This is a genomic window from Halomonas sp. Mc5H-6 (assembly GCF_024124705.1).
GTDB lineage: Bacteria > Pseudomonadota > Gammaproteobacteria > Pseudomonadales > Halomonadaceae > Vreelandella > Vreelandella subterranea.
In genome coordinates this window covers 71,834-94,065 of sequence record NZ_JAMXSI010000012.1, presented here as the reverse complement: position 1 = coordinate 94,065, position 22,232 = coordinate 71,834, and the positions used below count along the sequence as shown (strand labels likewise).

Here is a 22,232-nt window from a genome sequence, read left to right as displayed (position 1 = left end):
CGCCCTTTAAAAGGAGGCCCAGATGACACTGCAAGGCTCACTGCTAGTCGGCCAACAGGCCATCACCGGCTCAGAAGCCGAGATTTACGCTACCAACCCTGCCACGGGTGAAGCCCTGGCACCGAAGTACCATGGCGGCAACCACCTTGAAGTGGACCAAGCCTGCCAGCTCGCCGAAGCAGCGTTTGATCAATATCGCGAGACATCACTAGAGACACGGGCCCGCTTTCTGGAAACCATTGCCGACGAGATTGAGGCGATTGGCGACGAGCTGACCGAGCGTGGTGTGGCTGAAACCGGCCTCCCCCAGGCGCGCCTGGAAGGCGAGCGTGGCCGCACCTGCGGCCAACTACGGCTCTTCGCCTCGGTAGTTCGTGCCGGTGAATGGCTTGATCTGCGCCACGACCCGGCAATGCCAGAACGGCAACCCATGCCCCGCGCTGACCTGCGCCAGCGTCACATTCCTCTCGGCCCGGTCGCCGTATTTGGCGCCAGCAACTTCCCGCTGGCCTTCAGCGTGGCAGGCGGCGATACCGCTTCAGCACTGGCCGCAGGCTGCCCGGTGGTCGTCAAGGGGCATTCCGCCCACCCAGGCACTTCCGAGCTGGTCGGGCGCGCCATTCAGCGTGCGGTCGCCAAGTGCGAGCTTCCCGACGGCGTTTTTTCGCTCCTGTTCGGTTCGGGCAACGAGATCGGTCAGGCACTCGTTGCCAATCCGCATATCAAAGCCGTCGGTTTCACGGGCTCACGTCGCGGCGGTACCGCTCTGATGGCCACCGCACAGGCACGCCCCGAGCCCATCCCGGTGTATGCCGAAATGAGCAGTATCAATCCGGTGTTCCTGCTGCCCGAAGCACTGAAGGCACGCGGTGACAAGATTGCCGAAGGATTCGTCGCCTCCCTCAACATGGGCGCAGGCCAGTTCTGTACCAATCCTGGCCTAGTGATCGGCCTGAAAAGCGCCGAGCTGGATGCGTTTATGGCGGCGGCGGGCGAAGCGGTTAAAGGCAGCGCTGCCCAAACCATGCTCACACCCGGCATTCATGACGCTTATCAGAACGGCGTATCAACACTGGCGAGCCAGTCTAACGTGAAGGAGGTTGCCCGCGGGCAAACCGGCGATGGCCCCCATCAATGCCAGCCGGGACTGTTCGCCGCCAGCGCCCACGACTTTCTGACCGACGAAGCGCTACAAGCCGAAGTTTTCGGCGCCACCTCATTGGTGATCGAGTGTCGCGATGCCGACGAAATGCAGCGGGTGGCGGAACACCTGGAAGGCCAGTTGACCGCAACGCTGCAACTGGACGAAGGCGACCATGCCGCTGCCAAGCGGCTGCTGCCAGTACTCGAGCACCGTGCCGGCCGCATTCTGGCCAATGGCTGGCCCACTGGTGTCGAAGTTTGCCACGCCATGGTCCACGGCGGCCCGTACCCCGCCACGTCCGACAGCCGCACGACCTCGGTGGGCAGTGCCGCGATTTACCGCTTCCTGCGCCCGGTCTGCTACCAGGACTTGCCCGCAGGCCTGCTGCCTGAAGCGCTAAAGGATAACAATCCTTACAACGTTTCACGGCTGGTCGACGGCAAGCGCGAGGGATAAGGCATGCAAACCATGATAAGTTCACACGAACTCCTGCCGACTGACCTGGACAAAGCCTTGTTAGTTGGCCGTGTATGGCAGGAAGGTTCACGCCCTGGGCCCGCACTGGTCGCGGTGCGCGATAGCCAGGTAATCGATATTACCCAGTTGGGCCCGACCATGGCCGACCTGTTGGAACGTGACGACTTACTGGACGTCGTGCGTAAAGCGGAAGGGCCAAGCCTGGGTAGCCTTGACACGCTACTCACCAACTCTCAGATGTCTTCGCCGCAAGCGCCTTATCTACTCGCCCCCTGCGACGTGCAGGCCGTCAAGGCCTGCGGCGTGACCTTTGCTGTCAGCCTGCTGGAACGGGTGATCGAGGAGCAGGCGGGCGGCGATTCGGCCAGGGCGGCCGAGTTGCGCAGCGACTTACAGGCACTCATAGGCAAGGACCTTTCCAAGATCAAGCCAGGTTCCGAGGAGGCGATGTCGCTTAAAAAAGCGCTCCAGGAACGTGGCGGCTGGTCGCAATACATGGAAGTCGGCATCGGACCCGATGCCGAGGTGTTTACCAAAGCGCAGCCGCTGTCCTCGGTGGGCTTTGGCACGACGGTAGGCCTGCACCCGGCCTCCCAGTGGAATAACCCCGAGCCGGAAATTGTCCTGGCCGTGGATAGCCGCGGCCAGGTGCGCGGTGCCACCCTGGGTAACGACGTCAACCTGCGTGACGTCGAAGGCCGCAGCGCCCTGCTGCTGGGCAAGGCGAAGGATAATAACGCCTCCTGCTCACTGGGGCCGTTCATTCGCCTGTTTGACAACCATTTCGATATCGACAGCGTGCGCAATTGCCAGGTATCGCTGCGTATCGAGGGTGAGGACGACGACTTCCTGCTCCAGGGCGAAAGCGATATGCGCGAAATCAGCCGCGACCCGCTGGACCTGGTCAGCCAGACCATCGGCGACCATCACCAATACCCCGATGGTTTCATGCTGTTTCTGGGCACCATGTTCTCGCCGATTCAGGACCGCGGCGGTGAAGGTCAAGGCTTTACCCATCACCTTGGCGACCGCGTCACCATCGCCACTCCGGACCTGGGCGCCCTGGTCAACCCGGTGGGCAGAAGCGACCAGTTGCCACCCTGGACCTATGGCATTCGCGAACTGATGCGTCATCTGGCCTAACATCCCTATCATCAAAGAGTCGACAGATGGCAATGACGAACGACGACTTTCTTGACGAACTCAAAGCACTGCTTGGCGACAGCGGTGTATTACGTCACCCCAACGACATAGCGCGCTATGTCAGCGATTGGGCGGGGGACACGCTCGGCACACCGCTTGCCGTTGCCCGCCCGGCGAATACCGAGCAAGTCGCCGAGGTGGTCAGGCGCTGCTATGAACACGACATTGCGATGACGCCCCAGGGTGGCCACAGCGGCCTAGTCGCCGGGGCACTGCCCGCCGCAAATGGCCAGGAACTGGTGGTCAGCCTGGAGCGTTTGAATCGCGTGCGCGCCATTGACCCGGTCAACTTCACCATCACCGTAGACGCAGGCTGCATTCTCGAAAACGTCAAACTTGCCGCCGCGGAACATGACTGCGACTTCCCGCTATCACTGGGCGCCCAGGGTAGCTGTCAGATTGGGGGGAATATCGCCACCAATGCCGGCGGGCTTAACGTGCTGCGCTACGGCATGATGCGCGAGCTGGTGCTGGGGCTTGAAGTGGTCCTCCCCGACGGCCGCGTCTGGGAAGGCCTTGACGCCCTACATAAGGACAACCGCGGTTACGACCTTCAACAGCTGTTTCTGGGCAGCGAGGGCACGCTGGGCATCGTCACCGGCGCGGTACTTAAACTCTCCCCACGCCTTACCCAGAATCGCACCGCGCTGCTCGGCCTGCCATCGGTACAGGCGGTGATCGATCTGTACGGTCTGGCACGCCGCGACTGTTGCGACCTGCTGACCGCCTTCGAGCTGATTCCACGCCGCTGCATCGAGTTGGCCATCGAAGCCACACCTGAGCTGCGCGACCCGCTGGAAAGCGCCTATCCCTGGTATGTGTTGATGGAAGTCGCCGCCACAGGTCCGATAGACCTAAGCGCTATGCTTGAACAGCTGCTTGAAACAGGCATGGAGCGGGAGTGGGTACTTGATGGCGCCCTGGCATCAAGCGATACCCAATCCGCCCAGCTTTGGCAGTTCCGCGAAAGTATGCTGGAAGGCCAGCGACGGCGCGGTGAGCACCTGCGCACCGATATTTCCGTGCCCGTCTCGGCACTTCCCGACTTCGTTACCCAGGCGAGCGAAACGGTGATGGCCGCTTCACCCGAGTGCGAGATCATTGCCTACGGGCATGTCGGCGACGGCAACCTGCACTTCAATATCCTGCCGCCTAGAGCGATGGCGGAAAGCGATAAAAAAGCCCACCTCCACGATCTGGAGGAACGGTTGTTTGAGGTGCTCGACGACTTTCACGGCAGCATCAGCGCCGAACACGGCATTGGTCGCACCAAGCAAGCGCCCTATCTGGCGCGCTTATCGCCACTTGAGCGGGAGTTGGTCCACGGCGTTAAAGCCCTGTTCGACCCCAAGGGATTGATGAATCCAGGGCGTATTTTGCCTGCTGGGGAGTAGCCCCCAGCTTGGCCCAACGCTATTTTCTGAAACGTTCCGCCAGTCCGCGCAGGGCGTCCGCGTAAAGCAGCGTGTCGATCCCGACCCCGACGAAGGTACATCCCGCCGCGAGATAACCGCGGGCGGCCTGCTCATCCACCGTCACAATACCCGCGGCCTTGCCTGCGGCGCGTATCTTGGCGATGGCATCGTTAATCGCCGCGGTCACATCCGGGTGGCTGGCGTTGCCAAGGTAGCCCATCGAGGCCGATAAATCCGCCGGACCAATAAACACGCCGTCCACACCATCCACTGCCGCAATCGCCTCCAGATTCGCAAGCGCCTGGGGGCTTTCCACCTGCAGCATCAGGCAGATTTCGTCATCGGCGCGGGAGAGGTAATCATCCACCTGCCCCCAGCGCGAGGCACGCGCCAGCACATGGCCCACCCCGCGAATGCCACGGGGCGGGTAACGCGTAGCGGCCACCAGCTCAGCGGCCTGCTCGGCCGTTTCCACCATGGGTATCAGCAGGTTCTGCACGCCGATGTCCAGATAGCGCTTGATCAACACCGCGTCGCCAGTAGGCGGGCGCACGACGGGATGGCTGTCATAGGCCGCCAGCACCTGCAGTTGGGCAAGCAGGCTCGACAGCTCATTGGGCGTATGCTCGGCATCCAGCAGCAGCCAGTCAAAGCCTGCCGTCGCAGCAATTTCTGCTGCATAGGCACTCGCCAACCCCAGCCAGATCCCTGTTTGAGGCTGGCCTGCCTGTAGCTGTCGCTTAAAGACATTGGACGGCATCTTCATATGGGCTCCTTGGGAGGGTCGCTACTCGGATTAAGCCAGCGCATTTCACCCAGCTAAGCGCCCAATAGCATTCGATGCAAGGCGTAAAGACCACGTCTAGCCCGCCGCAGGCCCCACCACATGCTTCACTTCGAGATAAGCACTGAGCCCCCAAGGGCCGAGTTCGCGGCCGATGCCGCTGCGTTTGAAGCCGCCCCAGCCGGTTTCGGGGAGCACCAACTGCTCGCTGTTGTACCAGATGCTACCGGCTTTGAGCTGGCGGCCGATGCGTTTGGCGCGCTCGGGGTCGCCGCTGATGACGGTGGCCGCCAGGCCGTAGTCGCTGTCGTTGGCACGTTGGATGGCTTCAGCTTCGTTTGCCACGCTACGTGCGCAGAGCACAGGACCAAAAATTTCTTCTTTCCACAGGCGGCTATCCGCCGGCACATCGCGGTAGAGGGTTGGTGCCAGGAAGTAGCCCTTCGCTGGCAGCGTGCGGTGCCGCCCGTCGCGCACTGCCTTCAGGCCTTCCTGTTCAGCCAGGTTCAGATAGCCCTGAACCGCGTCGCGCTGCTTGGCGCTGGTCATCGGGCCTAAGTCGGTGCCTTCCGCCAGCGGGTCGCCCAATGTCAGCGCATCCATACGTTCGGCAAGGGCAGCGTAGAGTGCTTCCGCTATATCTTCGTGCACCAATAAACGCGAGGTCGCGGAACAGATTTGCCCGGCGTTGAAGTAGATACCCGCCATCACCCAGTCGGCGGCCTTAGCGGGGTCGGCGTCTTCCATCACCAGAACGGGGGATTTCCCGCCTAACTCCAGCGATACGTTAGCAGAGCGGTTGGCTGCGGCTTTCATCACCGCCTCGCCCACCTGATTACTGCCTGTAAAGGATATTTTATCCACGCCGAGATGGCGGGTCAGCGGCGCGCCGATGCCTTCGCCGTCGCCATTGAGAATATTAAGCACGCCCGCAGGCAGACCGATCTCAAGGGCAATCTCTGCCTGCACCCGCTCGGGGAGCGGCGTGACTTCCGAGGGTTTGAGTACGGCGGTACAGCCCGCAGCCAACGCGGGGGCCAGCTTCCATGCGCTGGTTACCAGCGGGAAATTCCACGGGGCAATCAGCCCTACTACGCCGACCGGGTCATGGTAGCAGCGCGCCTCAACGCCCTCCATTTCCACGCTGACCAACTCCCCCTGGCGGGCATCCAGCGCCCTGGCCTGCCCGGCGTAGTAGCGATAGCAGGCGATCGCATCGTCCAGATCGATCCCCGCTTCCGCCAGCGGTTTACCGTTGTTGGTCGCTGAAAGCGTGAGGATCGAATCCCGGCGGGCTTCCAGCCCATCAGCGAACTTTTCCAGGAAGGCCGCCCGTGCGGCACCGCCGAGCGCCTGCCAGCCGGGCTGTGCCTGCTGGGCGGCGTCGACGGCAGCATCGACATCCGCCGCATCCCCCGCGGTCACCTGGGCAATGCATTCTTCGCGGTAAGGGTTCATCACGTCGAGCAGGCGGGTTCCTTGGGAGGCAACCCATTGGTTGTTGATGAACTGGTGATCGAGAATCAGGCTATCTGGCAGCGAAGCGTGTTCCGCGCTTGAAGACGTAGACACCGTGGTGACTCCTTTAAAGGTCGTGTTGGCGAAGCCAATCATCGATAAGTTGCTTGAGATGCTGGCCGCTAAAACTGGGGAAGTGTCCGCCGTGTACCGTGCGCACCGGCAGCTCTCTAAGCCGTCGCATGCTGGCGGCATAGTCGGTGAGGTCGCTGTGCCACAGGTCTTCAATCAACGGACCATCGTAAATCAGATCGCCCGAGATCAGTGTTTGGGTGGCCGCTTCCCACAAAGCGATACCGCCGGGGGAATGCCCCGGCGTGTGGATCACCTGCCACTGGCGGTTACCCAAATCCAATATCTCGCCATCCTCTAATGGACACACCATCTGCGGCGCGGTAATGCGGTAGCGTTCGTGGCAATAGGGCTCAGGCGGCAACGCTTCGAACATATCGTCACTGAGAAACTGCGCTGCCAAGGTGCGCGCGTTATCCGGCGAATTCAGAATGTCTTCCTCGGCAACATGCACATGGCAGCAATCAAATTCATGGGCCGCACCAATATGGTCAAAGTGGGTATGACTGGCCACCGCCAGCAGGTCACGCTGGCTAAGCAGCGCGACATGTTGGCGAAGCGGTATGGCCCCCAGGCCAAAATCCACCACCATGCCGCGCTCGCTACCCTGAACATGCCAGATATTGCAGCGATAGAACGGCTTGATCCAAGGCTCGTCGATCAGGGTAATACCGTCCGCCTTGGCGGCGGTACGGTACCACTGCTGCTCGTTAATGCGCGTTAAGCTCATGCCGTTGCTCGCCTGGTGATGGCCACTTTACTGACAACGTAATAAAGCGCGCCGGTAATCACAAACACGGGTAGCGAGGCCCCAAAGTCCAGCGGTGCCACCCAGTTCCAGTAGTAGGCCAAAAGCGCCCCTACCGCATAACTGCCCAACGCCAGCCAGTTAAATGCAGGCAGGCTATCGGCCTGTTGAATCAACTGAGCCGAGGTGTAGCGCTGGCGACCCAGCAGGAAGTAGTCGACGATCATCAGTGAAAAGGCGGGAATAAAGACGCTGCCAATGATTAGTAGAAACGTCTGGAACTGATCGAGAATACCGGGGATCAGGGCACCGATCACGGACACGACGCCAATGATCAACGCTGGCTTCCAGAACGGCACCTTGGGCCGCACGCTCATGAACGAAAGCGTCGCGCTGTAGACACACATGACGTTCGTCGTCAGCACCGAAAAGAAAATCACCAGCGCCGCCGGCAGCCCAAACCCGAAACCGCTCAGCAGGGCCGTGGGATCGTAGGTCTGCTCCATGCCTTCGGCGATGGATAGCGCCGAGACAGTGGCACCAAGCCCCATGGCAATCAGGGTGGCCGTCACATAGCCGCCCCAGGTACCAACAACCGCTGCCTTCAATGTACGGCAGTGGCGATTATAGTCCGCCGCGAGCGGTATCCAGGAAAAAGCAGTGGCCACGACGATATCGAAGATCACGCCGCCGCCCAGTACGCCTTGCGGCTCCAGTTGGGTAATGCTTGGCAGGTCGTAATGGCGATTGAGCGCAAACAGCACCACCGCCGATAGCCCCACCATTAACAGCGCTGCGATTTTCTCGACCTTTTCGATACCCAAATGGCCGCGAAGGGCGATAAGCACCACCAGGGATTCGCACAGCACCGTAAACAGCGCCACATTGGAATAGCCCGTCAGGCTCTCCACCGCGTAGTCGAGGCTCATGCCCGCCAAGAGTGCCTGGATCCAGCTCCATGCAATCAGCGCCAGCAGGTTTACCCAGGCAGGAAAGTTGGCGCCTTTTCTACCGAAGGTACCGCGCGCCAGCACCATGGTCGTCATACCCGTGCGCTGCCCCATGACCCCAATCAAAACCAGCGGAATAATGCCGATCGCCGAGCCTACCGCGATCAGCAACATGGCATGCTGAAAGGTCAAGTCCGGCACCAAAAACATACCGGTTAGAATCGTGGTGACGACGACGTTAGCCCCCAGCCACAGCGCGAAGGTGCCAGGCAGCCCGAGGCTATGCTCTACATCGTCAGCCGACAGCGTATCCTGGCCCAATACATGATTACTTTTCATTGTTATCTCCTGTTTCAATCAGGTTTTTTTGCCATGCTGCGGCGTCTATTTCGATCACCACTGGTCGGTAGGGATCGCGTTTAGTCAAGGCTCGAGAAAGTTCAGTGGGGCTCCCCACCATGACACCTGAACAGCCGAACCCTTCGGCCAGGGTGAGGAAGTTGGGTGCCTGAATATCCACGCCCAGCCGGGCAACCCCGTTGGCATCCATATAGCGACGAATCTCTTCATAGCCTGCGTTGTGCCAGAGCACGATGACGATTGGCAGACGCTCTTCTACGGCCGTTGCCAGCTCGGCGAGGGTAAACATCACCCCGCCATCGCCTACCAAGGCCACCACCGGTAGATCGGGGCGACCCAACTGGGCGCCCAGCGCCGCCGGTAGCCCATAGCCCAAGGTGCCGTAACCGGTTGAGGCGTTGAAGTAACGCCGTGGCGCGGGCTGGCTCACCAGGTGATTACCGGCATACACCGGCGCGGTGGAATCGCCCACCAGAATGGCGTCAGGCAGGTGCTCGGCAAGCGTTGTATAAAGCGGCACAAAATCGCTAAAGGCGGGGTCCTTGACCAGGTTCAAGGCGCTTAACGCCGAGGCGGTTCGTTTAGTTCCCTGGCGTTGCAATGAATCGGGAAAGTGACCAAGCAACAACTCAAGGCTACGTCCAGCGTCCCCCACCAGCCCCAGCGTGACGCGCTGGTTGCGCACCAGCTGTTCAGGGTCGAGATCGATACGGATCAGCGTGCCATTGAGGTGAAAGCCACCATCGAACACTACGTCGTAGTCGGTCTCACCCAGTTCGGTACCCACCGCCAGAATCACATCGGCGTTGGCCGCCAGCTCGCGTACCGCAGGCAACGCGGCGTTCGCGCCTAAATCCAGCGGGTGGTCACGGCCCAACAGACCTTTGGCGTTGATGGTCGTGACCGTGGGCGCATCGAGCTGTTCTACCAATGCCCGCGCTGCTTCGGGCGCCGATACGCAACCACCACCCAGTAGCACCAAGGGCTGCTTCGCCGCCTTTAACAGCCGAGCGGCCTCGGCAAGCCCGTCTGGGTCGGGCGCGGCCCGGTAAAGCGTGGGCGCCTGCCAGGAAGACGGTGCGTCTACCGGCGCGTTGAAGAGGTCGATGGGGATTTCAATGTGCACCGGGCCAGGCCGCGCACCGTTGAAGATTGCAAAAGCACGGGCCAGCACCTCGGGCAGCGTGTTGGCGTCCAGCAGCGTATGGCTGAAGCGTGCCACACCGCTGATCATCTGCTGCTGGCTGGGCAGCTCGTGGAGCCGCCCTTGGCCCATACCCAGGGTATCGCGACGGTTCACGCTTGAGATCACCAGCATGGGAATGGAGTCCGCCAGGGCCTGGCCCATGGCGGTGGCCATATTGGTCATCCCCGGCCCGGTGATAATCAGGCAGACCCCCGGCTTGCCGCTTGCCCGGGCATAGCCGTCGGCCATAAACCCTGCGCCCTGTTCATGGCGCGGGGTAATGTGCTGCACATCGCTGCCTTCCAGCCCGCGATACAGCTCCACTGTGTGCACGCCGGGAATGCCGAACAGGGTGCTGACACCGTAGGTATCGCGCAGCAAACGGATCAGTAGCTCGGCGCAGGTCAGGGCTGCTGGACTGGTTGATTGATTGCTGGTTGCGTCAACGTTCATTGCAGGCCCCTTAGAAGAAAAACGCGTGGGCCATAAAGGCAATGATCGGCAGCGTAATGGCGGTGCGCAGCAGGAAGATCGCCGCCAGTTCCCAGAGATTGATGGGGATCTTCGACTTGAGCAGCAGCGCGCCGATTTCCGACATATAGATCAACTGAGTGAGCGACAGGCAGGCAATCACGAAACGGGTCAGTTCGCTTTCGATATTGGTCGCCAGTACCGCTGGCAGGAACATATCGGCAAAGCCGACCAGCGTCGCAGGTGCCGCCGCTTCTGCCTCGGGAATCCGCAACAGCTCCAGCACCGGGACCATAGGGTAGGAGAGCCAGGTAAACAGCGGAGTAAATTCCGCCAGAATCAGCGCGACCGTGCCGATGGCAAACACCAGGGGCAGCAGTGCGAGGAAGATATCCATGACGTTAAGCAGCGCCAGCTTCGCCAGTTCCCTTGGCCCGGGCGCGCCGGCGGCACGGCGCGTGGCTTGCAGCAGGCTGTAGCGCAACAGACCTATTTTAGCGGTGGGTTTTTCGCTGATCTGGCACCCCACCGGCTCATAGTAATCATTGGCTTTGCGGGACAGCGGCGGCAAACGCGGCACGATCACCGCAGCAATTAACCCCGAAACCACCACCGTGAAATAAAACTGCACAAACAGGTGGTTGATATCCACGAAGCTGGTCACGAGCAGCGCAAAGGCAATCGAGACCACCGAAAAGTTGGAGGCAATCACCGAGGCCTCGCGGCCGTTATAGTAGCCCTGCTCGTACTGCTGGGTGGTAATCAGCACGCCGACGGTACCCGACCCCATCCACGACGCGGTGGCATCGATGGCGCTGCGTCCCGGCAGATTAAAGATCACCCGGAACGGCTTGCGCACCAGGCTGCCGATAAACTCCATAAAGCCGAATTCCACCAGAAACGGCAGCAGCAGCGCAGCAAAGAAGAAGAAGGTCAGCAGCACCGGCGCCAGGTCGTTGAGCATCACCCCACCGGTAAACGATGCGGTGACGAATTCGGGGCCTACCTGAAAAAACGTCATCAAGGCAAAGAGCGCGCCCAGAATGCGCATACCCAACCATACCGGCCCGACGTGAAACATTTCGTTCAGTACGCCCGATTTCGCCCAGGAAGGGTTCACCAGTTTGGCGTAAAGCGTGGCCACGACCGAGAAGCACAAAACCACCGTGGCGATAGCAGGCAAGGCCGTTCCCAGCAGGGTTTGCAATCCATCGGCCATCAGGCCCATGCCGATGTTAATGGTGTCGCCCACTTGAAAGGGCACCAAGAACAACAGCACCCCGATCAAGGAGGGGATTAAGAATTTGATGAGATGACGCCGTTGGATCGGCTCATCGGCGCTTGGCTCGTCTAGCTGCACATGCGAGGACATGGGTTCACCTGTATTGAAGGTTTATTGGAGGTGAGCTGGCGATTTCTGAAGCGGCGGCCAGCACCGCTTCTTACCTTGTCTATTTATGGATCGCGCCTTGTTACACCGGCGCTTTGTAATGCCATCATCTGATTAACTGCCGCGTTTCACGCCCGGCAGTACACAGAGCATTTCATACAACAACGTGGCCCCCATTAGCGCGGTGTTACCGCTGGGGTCGTAGGGTGGCGACACTTCCACCAGATCGCCGCCGACAATGTTCAGGCCTGCCGCACCACGAACGATTTCCAGGCCCTGGGAAGACGTCAGGCCGCCCATTTCCACCGTGCCCGTACCGGGGGCAACCGAGGGATCCAGGGCGTCGATATCAAAGCTGATGTACACCGGGATATCGCCCATCTGCTCGCGTACTTCCTTCATCAGCGGCGCCAGCGAGCGGTACCAGCAATCCTCCGCCTGAACGACACGAAAGCCCTGATCGCGACACCAGTCGAAATCTTCCGCCGCGTACCCCGTCCCCCGCAGGCCAATCTGCACGACCTTGTTGGCGGCCAGCAGCCCCTCTTCCTGGGCACGACGAAACGGCGTGCCATGGGCAATCGGCTCGCCAAACATGTGCTCGTTCACATCGGCATGGGCATCGACGTGGATCAGCCCCACCGGACCATGTTTCTTGGCAATGGAACGCAGTACCGGTAGTGTCAGCGTATGTTCGCCGCCGAGCGTTAGCGGAATGCAGTCATGCTTGAGCACCTCGTCGTAAAACGCGGTAATGATGTCGACGCTTTTCGGCAGGTGAAACGTATTGATGGGGACATCGCCAACGTCCGCCACCTGCAGGCTTTCGAAGGGGGCCGCGCGGGTCGCCATGTTATAGGGGCGCAGCATGCGCGACTCATCGCGAATCTGGCGCGGACCTAGCCGCGTGCCGGGGCGGTTCGAGGTGCCAATATCCATGGGAATGCCGATAAAGGCCGCGTCCAACCCCTGAGCCGTTTCCTGCGTGGGCAGGCGCATCATGGTCGCGGGGCCAGCAAAGCGCGGCATGCTGTTGCCGCCCAGCGGCTGATTAAAGTCCGACATACTCATCTCCAGCTTGTTATTGGTTGCGCCATATCCGGCCTGACTACTGCTCACTACTACTGAATACTGCAGGTACCGTGCCAACTTCCATCTCGCGCTTAAGCCGCCATTGAGCGCCGTTAAAAAGCTCTTGTGATGCAAAAATGCATTGAAAATAGGGCCGCTTGATTCAAAAATGCATTATCGATTCAGAAACGCATCAAAGGAGCCCCTGGTGAGCGACATCGATAGCTGCGTCCTGCAAACCATCGTGGAAACAGCCAACGACCATTTCTTCATCGTTGGTGGCGACGGCCGCGTGCTGGATATCAGCCCGGGCGCCGAAGCGGTTTACGGGTTATCACGGGAGGAACTGCTTGCCAGCAGCGTTCAACAGCTACAGGCCGCTGGGGTACTGAAGCCGTCGATTACGCTGGAAGTGATGCGCACGCGCCAACCTGCGCAGCTTATGCAGGTCACCGGGACAGGCCGACGCGTCATTGCTGAAGCCTACCCCGTCTTTGTGGAGGGTAAACTTGAGCGCGTCATCAGCCGCTCCCGGGATCTTACCGACCTGCAACTGCTGCAAGATGAATACGCCCTGCTGCAAAAACGCTTCAGCGAACACTTGAAGCGCAGCCATGCCGCCCCCGATGCCGAAGAACAGGCGCTGGATGACGCCCTGGATGACCTCCAGGTCAGAAGCAACGTCATGCGGGAAATTGCCCTGCTGCTCAAGCGCGTGGCGCCCTCGGATGCCAATGTGCTGATGCTGGGGGAGTCCGGCGTGGGGAAAACCGCCTTCGCCAAACAATTGCACCGCTGGAGCCAGCGCTGTGACGGCCCCTTTATCGACGTCAACTGCTCGGCCATCCCCGAGAACCTCTTCGAGTCGGAGATGTTCGGCTACCAGCCAGGCGCTTTCAGCGGCGCCGCGCGGCAGGGCAAAGCGGGCCTATTGGAGCAGGCCGAAGGCGGCACGCTGTTTCTGGATGAGATCGGCGAGCTGCCGCTACTGATGCAGACCAAACTGCTCAAGGTGATCCAGGATGGCAGCCTGACCCGCTTGGGCGATACCCGCCCAAGGCGGGTGAATTTCCGTTTGGTCGTCGCCACCAACCAGGACCTGGCCAAGCAGGTCGAAGCCGGGCACTTTCGGCTGGACCTTTACTACCGTCTTAATGTCATCCCCGTCACCCTGCCCCCGCTGCGAGACCGCCGCGAGGATATACCCGACTTGGTAGAGGCCTGTCTGAACCGGCTGAACCAGCGCTATGGGCGGCAGAAAATCCTGGGCAATCAGGTATGGTCGACTCTGATGGGCAGTGAATGGCCCGGCAACGTCCGCGAGCTGGAGAACTGGCTGGAAAGAGCCTGGCTTTCAAGCCCCACCGATCAAATCGAAACGCCGACCGTTCATCCCCAAGCGGAACACCCCGCCACGAATCTGGCAAACGCACCAACTTCCTCCAAGACGTCACCCATCGAGCCCCATGAAACCCTCAAACAGTATCTCACGCGGCTGGAGCGGGAAACCTTTGAAGAATTAAGCACCACGCTGCCCAGCACCTACGCCATCGCCGAACGGCTGGGCATCAGCCAATCCAGCGTGGTACGCAGGCTCCAGCGTTATGGCATTAAAGTCGCCAAGTGATCTTCTGCTTGACACGACGGCTGTCATCAACCATCCATGTAAGTGTCATGCAACTGCAACACCTTCAACACAAGCTGGATCAATAACAACCAACAGCCGGTGATGAGTGTTATGGAGCAATCGCGTATCCGCCTGGAACGCGTTACCAAACGTTGGGACGCGACACCCGCCGTCGACGGTATCTCCTTCGATGTCACGCCCGGGCAATTTGTCATTCTGCTCGGCCCCTCGGGCTGCGGTAAATCAACCACCTTGCGCATGATCGCAGGCCTGGAAGAGGCCAGCGACGGACGTATTTATATCGGCGATCGCGACGTCACCCGCCTGCCGCCGGGGGATCGCGGGCTGAGCATGGTGTTCCAGTCCTACGCGCTGTTTCCGCACTTGAGTGTGGCCGACAACATCGTGTTTGGCCTGCGCAGCCGCAAGGTACCCAAAGCCGAGCAGCGCGAGCGGCTGGCCAAGGTCGCCGAACTCGTTGACCTCACCGACCACCTGAACCGCAAACCCGCCCAGCTTTCCGGCGGCCAGCGCCAGCGGGTGGCACTGGCCCGCTCGGTGATTTCCGAACATCCCATCTGCCTGATGGACGAGCCGCTATCCAACCTGGACGCCCGGCTGCGCAGCGATATGCGCCGGGAAATCAAGGCGTTGCAAAGCCGTCTGAACATGACGGTGATCTACGTCACCCATGACCAGGTCGAGGCCATGAGCATGGGCGACCGTGTGATTCTGATGCAGCACGGCAAGATCGTGCAGGACGGCACCCCTGACGAGCTTTACAACCGCCCGGCCAGTGCCTTCGCCGCCAGCTTTATCGGCAGCCCTGCCATGAACCTGCTGCCACTGGTGGCTGGCGAACACGGCGCTGTGATTGATAGCGAATCCGACATGCCGGTTGCCCCGCTGGAAGCGGCCAACGGTCAGTTGGGCATCCGCCCGGAAGATATCGAGCTACGCCCTGAATCAGCCTCCGGCGTACCGGCAAAGGTGCTCAGCGACGAATACCTGGGGGCCGACACCATCGCCCATCTGGCGGTCGGCCAACATACCCTGCGGATCCGGCTGCGCGGCCGCCATGCGATTACCGGCCAGCACTGCCGGATCGGCTGGCCTGCGTCCGCCGCGCACCTCTTCGCCGAGGATGGCCTGCGTCGTGACGACCTGACCGCTTACTCACTGATGCCCACTGCTCCGACGGAAAGCGAGTTACCCATCGGTTCATCGCAAGACGAAACCCGCCACTCCCAGCTCCAATCCCAACGTTGAGGTGTTCCCCATGCGTGCCCGTATCCCCTTTGCTCTTTCTGCCCTAACCGCTGGTCTGCTAAGCGCCGGTCAGGCCGCTGCCAACGACCCGGTCGAATTGACCATGTACTACCCGGTCGCCGTCGGCGGTGCGTTAACCGATGTAGTCGATGGCTTGGTAGAGGATTTCGAAAATGAGCATCCTGATATCGACGTCGAAGCCATCTACGCCGGCAACTACGACGACACCCGGGTGAGGGCGATGTCGGCGATGGAAGCGGGTGATACGCCACAGCTGTCGGTGATGTTCTCCATCGACCTCTACGAACTGCTGGAGCAAGATGCCATTGTGGCCTTCGACGACCTGGTCGAAAGCGACGCAGAACGCGAATGGCTCGACAGCTTCTACCCCGGCCTGATGGAAAACGGCCGATTGGACGGCAAGACCTACGGCATTCCCTTCCAGCGCTCCACCATCGTGCTGTTCTGGAACAAGGACGCCTTTGAAGCCGCCGGACTCGACCCTGAGACGCCCCCCGAAAACTGGGAACAGATGGCCGAAATGGCCGCCACCGTGCGCGAGGCTTCCGATGGCGAACAGTGGGGCGTCATGGTGCCCTCCACCGGTTATCCCTATTGGATGTTCCAGGCCTTCGCCTTCCAGAACGGCCACCGGCTGATGAGCGAAGACGGCACCGAGGTCTATTTTGATGACCCTGCCGCCATTGAAGCGCTTGAATACTGGGTATCGCTGGCCGATGAGCACGATGCCATGCCTGACGACACCATTGAATGGGGCACGCTGCGCCAGAACTTTATCGAAGAGTCCACCGCGATGATGTGGCACACCACGGGCAACCTGAGCGCCGTGCGTAGCGACGCCGATTTTGATTTCGGCGTCGCCATGCTGCCCATGAAAACCCAGCGTGGCAGCCCCACCGGCGGTGGCAACTTCTACGTCTTCAAGGATACGACGGAAGAAGAGCAGCGCGCGGCCATGACCTTCATCCGCTGGATGACCGCCCCGGAACGCGCCGCTGCCTGGTCGATCGAGACCGGCTACATGGGCGTCAGCCCCGCTGCCTACGAGACCGAGGCGCTGCGCGATTATGTTGAAGACTTCGCCCCCGCCGCCGTCGCCCGGGATCAGCTGGAGCACAGCACGGCGGAGCTCTCCACCTACCAGGGTGGCCGCGTGCGCCGCGCCCTGGACAACGCCGTGCAAGCCGCCCTGACCGGACAGATGAGCCCTGAAGAAGCCCTTACCCAGGCGCAGCAGGAAGCCGAAGCAGTGCTACGCCGCTACGCCCGCTAAGGCGCATTAGAAGAAAACAGGACGCTTCCATGTTCGCCGGGGTTCGCCCCGGCTTTTCCGACTCGCGGTGATCCGCCATGACCCTAACCGCCCACGGTAAATTACAGCTGTACGGCGCGCTGCTGTTACTGCCCGCTGCCGTACTCCTGGCTGCCTTTGCCTACTTGCCTACCATCATGACCGTCATCAACAGTCTTTTTCTTCCCGGCTTTCGCGGCGAGCCCGCAGCGTTTGTCGGGGTCGAGAACTATCAGGTGCTGTTCGACGACCCAACCTTCTGGCAGGTAGCGCGTAACAACCTGCTCTATGCGCTGGGCACCATCCCCACCTCCATCGCCCTGGCACTGGGCATGGCGCTGTTCGTCAACGGCAAGCTGCCGGGTCGCGGTTTCGTGCGCATGGCGTATTTCACACCGACCATCCTGCCCATGATCGCCGCCGCCAATATCTGGATGTTTTTCTACGCGCCACAGATCGGCCTGTTTAACAAGCTGCTTGGCGTGCTGGGGATTTCCGGCGTGAATTGGCTCGGCGACCCAAGCGTTGCCCTCGGCTCGGTGATCGTCATGTCGGTGTGGAAGGAAGCGGGCTTTTTCATGATTTTTTACCTGGCCGCACTGCAGAGCATTCCGCCGGAACTCAAGGAGGCCGCCGACCTGGAAGGGACCGGCCGCTGGAGCTTCTTCTGGCGGGTCACCTTTCCGCTTTTGATGCCGACGACGCTATTTGTCTTGATCAATGCGCTGATCAACGCGGTACGCGTGGTGGATCATCTGTTTATCCTGACCAAGGGCGGGCCGAATAACGCCACCAACCTGCTGCTTTACTACGTTTACGAGAATGCCTTCTCGTTCTTCGACCGCACCACGGCGGCGACCATCACGGTGGTCATTCTGCTGGTGCTGGCCGTAGTAGCAACGCTGAAGTTCACGATTCTTGATCGCAGGACGCACTATCAATGAACACCACATCAACCACTGTGCCCCGCTCACGTCACGTCTCGGTTCCCTCACTCGACACCATCGCGGCATGGCTGTTGGCGATTATCTGGATGTTCCCGTTGCTTTACGCCTTTTGGGCGGCGTTTCACCCCAGCGAGTTCATGGTGAGTTTTGAGCTCTTCGCTCCGCTCACGCTGGAAAACTTTGCCGATGCCTGGACGCAGGCGCCCTTCGCCCGCTACTACCTGAATACCTTTGCGCTGGTGACTGGCGTGGTGTTCGCCCAGTTTGTGGTCTGCACCCTGGCGGCGTTTGCCTTCGCCCGTTTTCCCGTACCCGGTAAGAATGTGTTGTTCATGCTGGTGCTGATTCAGCTATTTGTGTTTCCCGAAGTACTGATCGTCGAGAACTACCGCATCGCCAGCGGGCTTGGATTGATCGACACCATCACAGGTATCGGCCTGCCCTACGTGGCCAGCGCCTTTGGGATTTTCCTGCTGCGCCAGACGTTCAAGACCATCCCTCGGGAGCTTGAAGACGCCGCGCGTATCGAAGGCTGCAACTGGCTGGAAATTTTGTGGAAAGTCTATGTACCGCTGGCCAAGCCCACCTACCTTGCCTACGGCCTGGTGTCCATCAGCCACCACTGGAACAACTTCCTGTGGCCGCTGGTGGTGACCAACTCGGTAGAGAGCCGTCCGTTGACCGTCGGCCTGGGGGTCTTCTCGGCACCGGAAACCGGGGTCAACTGGGCCACCGTCAGCGCCGCCACGCTGCTAAGCATTGCTCCACTGCTGGTCGCTTTCCTGCTCTTCCAACGCCAGTTCGTGCAGTCGTTTTTACGGGCGGGGATTCGATAAGTGTCCATATTCAAGCCATGCATCAATACACGCATACCTGGCAGAGCTAGTGGAACCTTGCCACGTTAATGATGGGGCGCAGCGGGGTTGTAGAGATAAGTTAATGCTGCCCCCACTGGCCGCTACGTTTCATTGCGCCCCACTGGTGTTTCCGGCGAGAAAACCATTGCCATAAACCCCGGCAACGCCAGAGAGTATTTAACTGGCGATAACCGAAGTTCTCTATTATCGCAACAAAAAAAAGCCGCCACATGTCTCTTTTTTTGGTGTATACCCGGAATGATAGCGTTTCCAGTAAAAGGCCATTCACCGAAAGCAGTATCCCCATACCAATCGCCACCAGCATAAAGACAGTTAACGCAACAGGAGAGATAACGCCCAGACTGAAACCGACCAACATAAAAAGATAGCCCCCCAGTTCAATCATCGGTCCAAGCCACTCAAATAGTGCCATAAAGGGCCATGCCAACCATCCTGGCGGGCCACCTCGCCTCGTTACCGCCAGCTTGGTATGGCGCGACAGGCTTTCGGCTAAACCACGTTGCCAGCGGCTACGCTGCTTACCCAAGGTTGCAATATCTTCAGGTGCTTCAGTCCAACAGATAGGGTCTGGCAAATAATGAATACGATAAGGAAGGCGCTTTTCACGATGATAGCGGTGCAACCTTACCACGAGTTCCATATCTTCCCCTACCGTTGTGGTACTGTAGCCACCCACATCCATGACGCGTTCACGGTTAAACAAGCCAAAGGCGCCTGAAATAATCAATACTGCATTCAGCGGCGACCATCCTAAACGGCCAAATAAAAAAGCGCGCAAATACTCCACAATTTGAAAACGCGCGAGTAGACTGCGCGGGATTCCTGCCTCAAGTAAAAATCCACTCTGTACTTTTGATCCATTAGCAATACGTACCGTACCACCAGCGGCGACTGTTCTCTCATCCTCTAGAAAGGGCTGCACTACCCGTAACAAACTATCTCGCTGCAAAATTGAATCGGCATCTACTGCACAAAAAAGCGCATGTCTGGCAACGTTAATACCCGCATTTAGCGCATCCGCCTTGCCTCCATTTACTTTATCAATCACTTTTAGATGATTATGTCGACGCGAACGATAAACGCCTATCACCTCTTGGTGGTGAACACTTCGATGAAGAGGCTCAGGATACTCCTCTAGCTCAAATGCCTCTTTCATGACGGCTAGCGTATTATCTTTAGAACCATCATTAATGACGATAACCTCAAACTCAGGATACTGAATCTGCATCAATGATAAGAGCGAGGTTCGAATCGTGGCTTCTTCGTTAAAGGCAGGAACCAAGATAGAAACTGCCGGTTCTATGCCCAAATAAGGGGCCGTGTCTCCAAACTCCGCGCGCTGACGCATATAGCGCCGCAGGCTTATCATAGACAGTATGTTCAGCGTTAGATATCCGCCATTCAGCAGCAAAAAATAACCAATAAAACCAACCTGCCCCCACCATACCCAATCAACAGTGAGTATTTTTTGCCAGCTTTCCATTAGCGTTTCTCCGCTATTGCGCGACGCAGTGCATCACGTCCGTAACGATCCAGCAGCCCTTGGTAGAGAGCATCAAGGCGTGGTGTATCGATATCTGGAAGTGCAACCAATGCGTCGGCTGCCGCTTGACGGACCCACCAATTAGGGTCACTGAGCATACGCATGAATCGAGTTTCATCTTCAATCGTTGCCTGTCGCTGGAGCGCAACAACAGCCTCGCTCCTTACCTGTGGCAACGGGTGGTCAAGCGCCTTCACCACTAACTCATGGTCTTGAGAGTCGTGCAACTCGCCCAGACAGCGTAGCGATGCACATAAGGCGTCTCTCTGCTCGTTACTCAGATCCGCAGCAACCGAGGTTTGACGCAGACTATACCTTGCCCATTCTGCTGCCTGAGAAGGCACTATCCACTCCAGCAGAGCCACAATGCGCGGCGGAGATGCTTGCTTTAACGCAGCGAGCAGAGGCGGCCCTGCCGCTTCCCGACCTGCCTGCTTACAAAGTAATTTAAAGCGGAAATATGCCCAATCACTCCGCTCAATGTAGAGGGGGATTAAAAGCTGCATGGCATGGCCGGGGTTCATTGCCACCAGGGCTTCTGCAGCTGCAAGACTTTCAATCGGATTTGATGACGCCACCCGAGGTGTAACAGATCGCCAATAACTCTCGTCGCCCAAGTGGCGTAGGCAGGTTAGCGCTATCAGTCGTCGGTGTACCTTTCTGCTACCCAGCAGGCCCGACACGAAGTTATCCATGGCCAAATGATTAAAAAGCGTATTCAGCCTGTCTTTCGTACTACCTCGTAGATGTCGCTGATAGTTTGCCCACATGAGCAATAGCCAGAGTTTCTCTTCCAAGCGCTGACGAGGCAACGAAGGCAATTCAACTTGCTCGCCCATGCTCCAGGCTATAAGCACGGGCCGCCATAAACGTGTGAAGGCGGCCCGTCTTCGCTCACGCCGTACCGCAAGCTCGGAAAGTACCAACACATTCAGCATGCCTAACAGCGTTAAGGCGGCTAGAGCGATAGCACTATAAACAGCCAAACGGAGGGCAGGGTCACTTGGCAAGGTGGTCAACTGACGCAGGGCCGCTATCAACAGCTCAACGAGCGTGTATAGTTCAGAAAGCACGGCGTATGCCTATTTGCGCGCCATATCGATTATAAATATCCCCTTGGCTAACCCAGCCCAAGTCCCAGGACAACGCCCAATCTGCATCAAGCCAGTGCCTACCGCGCAGCCCGAACCCTGAAACGGAGGCCGTGAACACCCTTCCATCAGGCAGTCCTTCTTCTTCTCGCCCGGTATTCGCACGTATACCGACAAAGCTTGTGTCATTGTAATAGCGATCAAGCGCCAACATATGCCCAATTGGCGATCCCGCTCCTTCAACATCGCTGATGTTCAATGTATACGCGCCACGCCAGTTGCCCCAATAACGCTCTCCCCCTAGCGCTAGGCGATCGACCTGAGAATTATCGTACTCGGTACGGCGCAGACTGGCGCTGCCTATCCAGCCTTCAGGTAATAAACGTTGCACGCGAAGATCAACGTACCCCTTTGGTAAAAAGCTGTCGTCAAAGGTTTTCCCCGCTTCTGGCTGTATTACCCAACTTTCTCCTACGGGTATCGCAACGCCAGCTTCAACCCCCTCATCCCAGTTTCCATAGCGACGTTCCCGAAGAACAGCGCCATACCAGGTTATGCCACTTACCGTTCGCCTTTGAGCATCAAGGCGCTGGGCTTGCCATCCAGCGAAACCATTATCTAAATGTTCATAACGCTGTGAAACTTCAAGCTCAGTTCGCCCTTCGTCGGCTACCAGGTATGGTGCAACTAGCAAGGTCAACCCCATAAGTGCGACTTGTTGCCATTTCCTTGGTATCCCCCCCTGACCCGTCACAAGTTGAGCGCGTCCCATCAAT

Annotated in this window: 18 protein-coding genes; 8 read left to right on the top strand and 10 right to left on the bottom strand. The window is 59.2% G+C overall.

Features of this window, described 5'->3' with window-relative positions:
- The first annotated feature begins 22 nt into the window (after window positions 1-22).
- Genes NH395_RS15225 through NH395_RS15215 form a run of 3 tightly spaced genes read left to right on the top strand, consistent with a single transcriptional unit; the run spans window position 23 to window position 4,218 of the window.
- Window positions 23-1,600, top strand: coding sequence for an aldehyde dehydrogenase (NADP(+)) (locus NH395_RS15225; RefSeq protein WP_253026067.1), 1,578 nt, complete (start codon window positions 23-25; stop codon window positions 1,598-1,600).
- Window positions 1,601-1,603: 3 nt separating this feature from the next.
- Entirely contained in the window at window positions 1,604-2,764 is a 1,161-nt protein-coding gene (locus tag NH395_RS15220) for a fumarylacetoacetate hydrolase family protein (RefSeq protein ID WP_253026065.1), read from the top strand.
- Between the two features lie 32 nt (window positions 2,765-2,796).
- On the top strand, window positions 2,797-4,218 hold the full coding sequence (locus NH395_RS15215; RefSeq protein ID WP_253026085.1) for an FAD-binding oxidoreductase: 1,422 nt from the start codon (window positions 2,797-2,799) through the stop codon (window positions 4,216-4,218).
- Between the two features lie 19 nt (window positions 4,219-4,237).
- Here NH395_RS15215 and hpaI read toward each other — a convergent pair whose 3' ends face one another.
- The 7 genes from hpaI to speB all read right to left on the bottom strand — a co-directional run bounded on the left by hpaI (window position 4,238) and on the right by speB (window position 12,783).
- Entirely contained in the window at window positions 4,238-5,005 is a 768-nt protein-coding gene (gene hpaI / locus NH395_RS15210; protein WP_253026063.1) for a 4-hydroxy-2-oxoheptanedioate aldolase, read from the bottom strand.
- A 96-nt stretch (window positions 5,006-5,101) separates the two neighbouring features.
- Window positions 5,102-6,595: an aldehyde dehydrogenase family protein gene (locus NH395_RS15205; protein WP_253026061.1), complete on the bottom strand. Its 1,494-nt coding sequence runs from the start codon at window positions 6,593-6,595 to the stop codon at window positions 5,102-5,104.
- Window positions 6,596-6,608: 13 nt separating this feature from the next.
- Window positions 6,609-7,343 (bottom strand): MBL fold metallo-hydrolase, encoded by a 735-nt coding sequence (locus NH395_RS15200; RefSeq protein ID WP_253026059.1) that lies wholly within the window; start codon window positions 7,341-7,343, stop codon window positions 6,609-6,611.
- A complete protein-coding gene (locus NH395_RS15195; RefSeq protein ID WP_253026057.1) occupies window positions 7,340-8,650 on the bottom strand; it encodes a cytosine permease in 1,311 nt (436 codons plus the stop codon). Before NH395_RS15195 ends, NH395_RS15200 begins: the two co-directional genes overlap by 4 nt.
- Window positions 8,640-10,310 carry a 5-guanidino-2-oxopentanoate decarboxylase gene (locus NH395_RS15190; RefSeq protein ID WP_253026055.1) on the bottom strand — a complete coding sequence of 557 codons (1,671 nt, stop codon included), beginning with the start codon at window positions 10,308-10,310 and terminating at the stop codon, window positions 8,640-8,642. The genes NH395_RS15195 and NH395_RS15190 overlap by 11 nt, the downstream gene beginning before the upstream one ends.
- 10 nt (window positions 10,311-10,320) lie before the next feature.
- Entirely contained in the window at window positions 10,321-11,700 is a 1,380-nt protein-coding gene (locus NH395_RS15185; protein WP_253026053.1) for a YjiH family protein, read from the bottom strand.
- A 132-nt stretch (window positions 11,701-11,832) separates the two neighbouring features.
- The gene (gene speB, locus NH395_RS15180; RefSeq protein WP_253026051.1) at window positions 11,833-12,783 is read right to left on the bottom strand and encodes an agmatinase; all 951 of its coding nucleotides are present in this window, start codon (window positions 12,781-12,783) and stop codon (window positions 11,833-11,835) included.
- Window positions 12,784-12,997: 214 nt separating this feature from the next.
- Here speB and NH395_RS15175 point away from each other — a divergent pair, with 214 nt between their 5' ends.
- From NH395_RS15175 to NH395_RS15155, 5 genes are all read left to right on the top strand, one after another.
- Window positions 12,998-14,416 (top strand): sigma 54-interacting transcriptional regulator, encoded by a 1,419-nt coding sequence (locus NH395_RS15175; RefSeq protein WP_253026049.1) that lies wholly within the window; start codon window positions 12,998-13,000, stop codon window positions 14,414-14,416.
- 111 nt (window positions 14,417-14,527) lie between these two features.
- Window positions 14,528-15,685 (top strand): ABC transporter ATP-binding protein, encoded by a 1,158-nt coding sequence (locus NH395_RS15170; protein WP_253026047.1) that lies wholly within the window; start codon window positions 14,528-14,530, stop codon window positions 15,683-15,685.
- A 10-nt stretch (window positions 15,686-15,695) separates the two neighbouring features.
- Complete coding sequence (locus tag NH395_RS15165; RefSeq protein WP_253026046.1) at window positions 15,696-16,979, top strand: ABC transporter substrate-binding protein; 1,284 nt, start codon at window positions 15,696-15,698, stop codon at window positions 16,977-16,979.
- 77 nt (window positions 16,980-17,056) lie between these two features.
- Window positions 17,057-17,941 (top strand): sugar ABC transporter permease, encoded by an 885-nt coding sequence (locus NH395_RS15160; protein WP_253026045.1) that lies wholly within the window; start codon window positions 17,057-17,059, stop codon window positions 17,939-17,941.
- Window positions 17,938-18,780 carry a carbohydrate ABC transporter permease gene (locus NH395_RS15155; protein WP_253026044.1) on the top strand — a complete coding sequence of 281 codons (843 nt, stop codon included), beginning with the start codon at window positions 17,938-17,940 and terminating at the stop codon, window positions 18,778-18,780. The genes NH395_RS15160 and NH395_RS15155 overlap by 4 nt, the downstream gene beginning before the upstream one ends.
- 100 nt (window positions 18,781-18,880) lie before the next feature.
- Here NH395_RS15155 and NH395_RS15150 read toward each other — a convergent pair whose 3' ends face one another.
- The 3 genes from NH395_RS15150 to NH395_RS15140 are packed head-to-tail and all read right to left on the bottom strand — an operon-like array spanning window position 18,881 to window position 22,228.
- On the bottom strand, window positions 18,881-20,305 hold the full coding sequence (locus tag NH395_RS15150) for a glycosyltransferase (protein WP_253026043.1): 1,425 nt from the start codon (window positions 20,303-20,305) through the stop codon (window positions 18,881-18,883).
- Entirely contained in the window at window positions 20,305-21,438 is a 1,134-nt protein-coding gene (locus NH395_RS18510) for a HEAT repeat domain-containing protein (protein WP_253026042.1), read from the bottom strand. Before NH395_RS18510 ends, NH395_RS15150 begins: the two co-directional genes overlap by 1 nt.
- Complete coding sequence (locus NH395_RS15140; RefSeq protein ID WP_253026041.1) at window positions 21,428-22,228, bottom strand: YaiO family outer membrane beta-barrel protein; 801 nt, start codon at window positions 22,226-22,228, stop codon at window positions 21,428-21,430. Before NH395_RS15140 ends, NH395_RS18510 begins: the two co-directional genes overlap by 11 nt.
- Between the last annotated feature and the right edge of the window lie 4 nt (window positions 22,229-22,232).

Excerpts from the sequence above, each read along its gene's own strand:
- NH395_RS15225 (WP_253026067.1), top strand. The coding sequence starts at position 23 with ATGACACTGCAAGGCTCACTGCTAGTCGGCCAACAGGCCATCACCGGC.
- NH395_RS15220 (WP_253026065.1), top strand. The coding sequence starts at position 1,604 with ATGCAAACCATGATAAGTTCACACGAACTCCTGCCGACTGACCTGGAC.
- NH395_RS15215 (WP_253026085.1), top strand. The coding sequence starts at position 2,797 with ATGACGAACGACGACTTTCTTGACGAACTCAAAGCACTGCTTGGCGAC.
- hpaI (WP_253026063.1), bottom strand. The coding sequence starts at position 5,005 with ATGAAGATGCCGTCCAATGTCTTTAAGCGACAGCTACAGGCAGGCCAG.
- NH395_RS15200 (WP_253026059.1), bottom strand. The coding sequence starts at position 7,343 with ATGAGCTTAACGCGCATTAACGAGCAGCAGTGGTACCGTACCGCCGCC.
- NH395_RS15195 (WP_253026057.1), bottom strand. The coding sequence starts at position 8,650 with ATGAAAAGTAATCATGTATTGGGCCAGGATACGCTGTCGGCTGACGAT.
- NH395_RS15190 (WP_253026055.1), bottom strand. The coding sequence starts at position 10,310 with ATGAACGTTGACGCAACCAGCAATCAATCAACCAGTCCAGCAGCCCTG.
- NH395_RS15185 (WP_253026053.1), bottom strand. The coding sequence starts at position 11,700 with ATGTCCTCGCATGTGCAGCTAGACGAGCCAAGCGCCGATGAGCCGATC.
- speB (WP_253026051.1), bottom strand. The coding sequence starts at position 12,783 with ATGTCGGACTTTAATCAGCCGCTGGGCGGCAACAGCATGCCGCGCTTT.
- NH395_RS15170 (WP_253026047.1), top strand. The coding sequence starts at position 14,528 with ATGGAGCAATCGCGTATCCGCCTGGAACGCGTTACCAAACGTTGGGAC.
- NH395_RS15165 (WP_253026046.1), top strand. The coding sequence starts at position 15,696 with ATGCGTGCCCGTATCCCCTTTGCTCTTTCTGCCCTAACCGCTGGTCTG.
- NH395_RS15160 (WP_253026045.1), top strand. The coding sequence starts at position 17,057 with ATGACCCTAACCGCCCACGGTAAATTACAGCTGTACGGCGCGCTGCTG.
- NH395_RS15155 (WP_253026044.1), top strand. The coding sequence starts at position 17,938 with ATGAACACCACATCAACCACTGTGCCCCGCTCACGTCACGTCTCGGTT.
- NH395_RS15150 (WP_253026043.1), bottom strand. The coding sequence starts at position 20,305 with ATGGAAAGCTGGCAAAAAATACTCACTGTTGATTGGGTATGGTGGGGG.
- NH395_RS15140 (WP_253026041.1), bottom strand. The coding sequence starts at position 22,228 with ATGGGACGCGCTCAACTTGTGACGGGTCAGGGGGGGATACCAAGGAAA.